The sequence below is a fragment of the Prosthecobacter sp. genome, assembly GCF_044378005.1.
In the GTDB taxonomy this organism is placed as follows: Bacteria; Verrucomicrobiota; Verrucomicrobiia; order Verrucomicrobiales; family Verrucomicrobiaceae; genus Prosthecobacter.
The window spans coordinates 1-3,441 of sequence record NZ_JBILYB010000291.1; the positions used below are offsets into that span (position 1 = coordinate 1).

At 63.0% G+C, this 3,441-nt stretch carries 5 protein-coding genes; all 5 read right to left on the minus strand.

Annotated elements, in window-relative coordinates; all coding sequences use genetic code 11:
- Positions 1–185, minus strand: a 185-nt coding sequence (locus AC6FTP_RS26265) for a hypothetical protein (protein ID WP_497209859.1), incomplete at its 3' end; no start/stop codon positions are given.
- Positions 186–263: 78 nt separating this feature from the next.
- Positions 264–536: a helix-turn-helix domain-containing protein gene (locus tag AC6FTP_RS26270; protein ID WP_497209860.1), complete on the minus strand. Its 273-nt coding sequence runs from the start codon at positions 534–536 to the stop codon at positions 264–266.
- A 24-nt stretch (positions 537–560) separates the two neighbouring features.
- The gene (locus AC6FTP_RS26275) at positions 561–1,205 is read right to left on the minus strand and encodes a DAK2 domain-containing protein (RefSeq protein WP_497209861.1); all 645 of its coding nucleotides are present in this window, start codon (positions 1,203–1,205) and stop codon (positions 561–563) included.
- Positions 1,206–1,210: 5 nt separating this feature from the next.
- A complete protein-coding gene (locus AC6FTP_RS26280; RefSeq protein ID WP_497209862.1) occupies positions 1,211–2,206 on the minus strand; it encodes a dihydroxyacetone kinase subunit DhaK in 996 nt (331 codons plus the stop codon).
- Between the two features lie 23 nt (positions 2,207–2,229).
- The coding region (locus AC6FTP_RS26285; RefSeq protein WP_497209863.1) for a glycoside hydrolase family protein at positions 2,230–3,441 on the minus strand (1,212 nt) is incomplete at its 5' end.

Here is a 3,441-nt window from a genome sequence, read left to right on the forward strand (position 1 = left end):
TGGCGCGGGGTCCCTACCTTCAGCGCCGGTAGCGCTACCGTGGTGTCCGGTATGGCTACCATTTCGTTCGGGATGGCAGTTTTGAGGCGGAATAGCCCTCCCAAGGCCGAAAACACCGCTCCCGGAGGCAAAAAGGCGGCTCCCGTGAGCGGGAAGCGGTCTGGACTGTTGGAGAGGATCAGCATGGCGGTCGTCGGGTGTGACGCCCGCCATTGGAGCACAGCCCCCGGCCCTGCCGTTAGTCAATCATAGGTGACGGGGCTTCACTCGCCATCGTCCTGGTCTTCAAGATGATGGGTGAACTGCTCCAGCGTCATGCCAAGCCCATAACTGAGTTGCGCGGTGACAGGCAGGGTTGGGTTCGCTTTGCCACGCTCGATCTTACCAATGTATTCCCGGCTCACCCCGCTCTCACGAGCCAAACCATACTTCGTGAAGCCTGCGGCCTCCCGCAATTCCTGCAAACGACGCGGCAACCGCTCGCGGATGCGCTCGGCGTAGTCGTGGGCGTCGTGGTTGTCCGGCGCGGCGGGCATGGTGATTCACGCGAATGGCGAAGCTTACGATGCCGTTTGGGGGAGGCAGCCCGGGATGCCTTCGAGAGTTTCCTCACGCTCCAGCAGCAGTGCAATCGCGAGCATGCCGGGGTCATGTGACCCGGTGCTTTTTTCGGGGAAGAGGCGGGCGCGCCCGATTTTGCAGGGCAGTGGTTTGAAATGCTCCAGCGCGGCGCGGGCACCGGTTTCGGCAGCGAGGACGGCGGTGGTGCCATCGGTGATGCCGCTGAGGTTCTTCGCGATGCTGTGCAGGGCGTCGAGGATGGTCTTGTCGCCGAGGCTGGCTCCGCCACGGGTGCGCATGGCTTCGATGGCTTGCACGATGAGGCTGGAGAGTTCGCTCCACGGGATTTCGCTGCGGCCTTTGGTGGATTTGGCAAAGGTGAGGAGTGCGGTCGCTAGCAAGGTGCCGAGGCTGGAGCCTGTGGCGGACATGGTGGCGCGGGCGAGGACGTTGAAAGCCGCGCCGACATCGGTGGTGGACGACAAATCGGTGGCGGCCATTTTTTCGATGACCCGCGCGAGCATGGAACCGGTGTCGCCATCGCCGAGGAGGGCATCGGCGGCATTTAACTGGTCTTCGAGCCGCGCGATGCGTGCATGTGAGCGGGCGACGGCGTCGCACAGGGTCAGGACGGTGATGGGCATGTGGCTCAGACTTTCCAGAAGGCGCAGGACGCGGGGGCGAGCAGCAGTTTCTCCAGCTCGGCATCGAGCAGGTGCAGCGAAATGGACGCGCCAGCCATCTCCATGGAGGTGACGTAGTTTCCGACAAGAGGCATGATGATGGTGATGCCGCGCTCGCTGAGGATTTGATGCGTGCGACGGTAGAGGATGAACAGCTCCTCCAGCGGCGTGGCGCCGAGTCCATTTACGAGCACGGAGACACGGCAATCTGCGGCGATGGGCCGGTCGGCGAGCAGGCGCTCCAGCATTTCATCGACGATGGCGTCGGCGCTTTTCAGCTTCGCCCGCCAGATGCCGGGCTCGCCGTGAATGCCCATGCCCATTTCGATTTCGTCGTCTGCGATGGAGAAGTTCGGTGCGCTCGCGGTGGGCACCTGGCAGGGCGAAAGCGCCACGCCGATGGTGCGCGTGGCGTCCACGGCCTTCTGTGCGATGCGGGCGACTTCATCCAGGTTCGCGCCGCTTTCCGCGAGTGCTCCGGCGGCTTTGTAGGCATAGAGGATGCCCGCCACGCCGCGACGTTTGTGCGTCTCGGCGGGCGCGGCGCTGGCGATGTCATCGGTGCCGAGCACGGTGCGCGTGGCGATGCCTTCCCCATCGAGAAGCTCGCAGGCCATGTCGAAGTTCATGCGGTCGCCGCCGTAGTTGCCGTAGAGGCAGACCACGCCCGCGCCGCCATGCGCGAGGCGAATGGCGTCCTCGCAGCTCTCGACGTTTGGCCCTTCAAAAACATTACCGATAGAGCAGGTGTCGAGCAGTCCCTCGCCGACATAACCGGTGAAGAGCGGCAGATGCCCGCTGCCGCCGCCCGACGCGATGCCGACCTTACCCGACCTCGCACCGCTCGCGCGACGAATGACGCGCTGACTGCCGCCATCGAGTTTCAGGCTGGGATTGGCAAGGAGGAGACCGGCGAGCATTTCCTCCACATAATGCGTGGGTTGGTTGATGAGCTTTTTCATGGGTGAATGGAGTTGCTGATGGTTTACGGCACCACACGCACACTCAAAGCGGTGACCGTGACACTGGCGGCTGACGTGAAGGTGAAGTCGTTGGTGCCGCGCTTGAGCGCTGACTTCAGAGCGGCGGAGGAAAGCGTGAGGGTAAAGCCCGCTTTGGCGGGTGTGGATTTCGGTTCTTTGAGCGATTGACCGTTGAGGGTGATGGCGGGTGCCTCGGTCTCACCTTCGCTTTTGAAAAGGATCTCCAGGCTGGCTTCCTTGGCCTTCGCGGGATCATCGGCGATGACCAGATGCACGGTGGCGGGAGTGCCAGGCTTTAATGCCAGCGGCAGTGGGCCGCCGCTCTTGGTCAGGTCGCCGTCGCCGCCGGATTCGATGAAATATTCCTTCGGCAATCGCGCCAGCAGCGCACGGTCGGCGAACTCGTCGAGCAGCGGCATCTCGTCGCGGACGTAGAAGTTGAAGAAGTAGAGCCCATCTGCACCTTTCTCCCAGAGTGTGGCGATGGCGGCCCGCAATGTTTCGGGGCTGCCGTAGCGAGGAACGTTATTCCGGTTCTGCCGCTCCATCGATCCATAGACGGGCACGCCATGCCGGTGTGCGAGGTCAACCCAGCGCTCCAACGGGCACGCGGAAAAACTAGTGCCGGGACCGGCGATGACGGCGTCCAGCCAGCCCGCCTTCAGCCAGGCCTCCACGTCCAGACCGATGGAGAGCGCCTGCTCCGGCGTCACGGGCACACGGGCCAGCAGTCGCAGGGAGTGGCCGCGCCGTTTGGCTGCTTCATTGAGAACGGCCCGCGCATCGCGAACGAAGGCCGTCATGATTGCCACATTCACCTCACCCTTGCGGAAGAGGTCGGGAAAGCGCAGCCAGTCGAGTTCGATGCCGTCCAGATCATAGCGACGGCAGGCTTCGCGCAGCGTTTCGAGGTAATACGTCCGCACTTCGGCCTGCGAGTAGTCGAAGGCCACGGATGAAGTGCTGATGGCAGGCCTCTTGGTGATCTTGCCTTCGAACCATGGGAGGAACTCGGTCTCCCATTCCTTGTCCGTTGGCGGCTTGAGAAACAGATGCCGCTGCGACCTGTGGAAGTCAGACCACAGGTGCGCCCAGTTGAACCACGCATGATGGATGTCATTCATGCGCATCGAGAAGAAGAAGGTGCGGCCATCGCGCTTCCAAAACTGAAGGATCGGCTGGAGCGGATCGTCCCCGAGCGCGGCGATGTGATC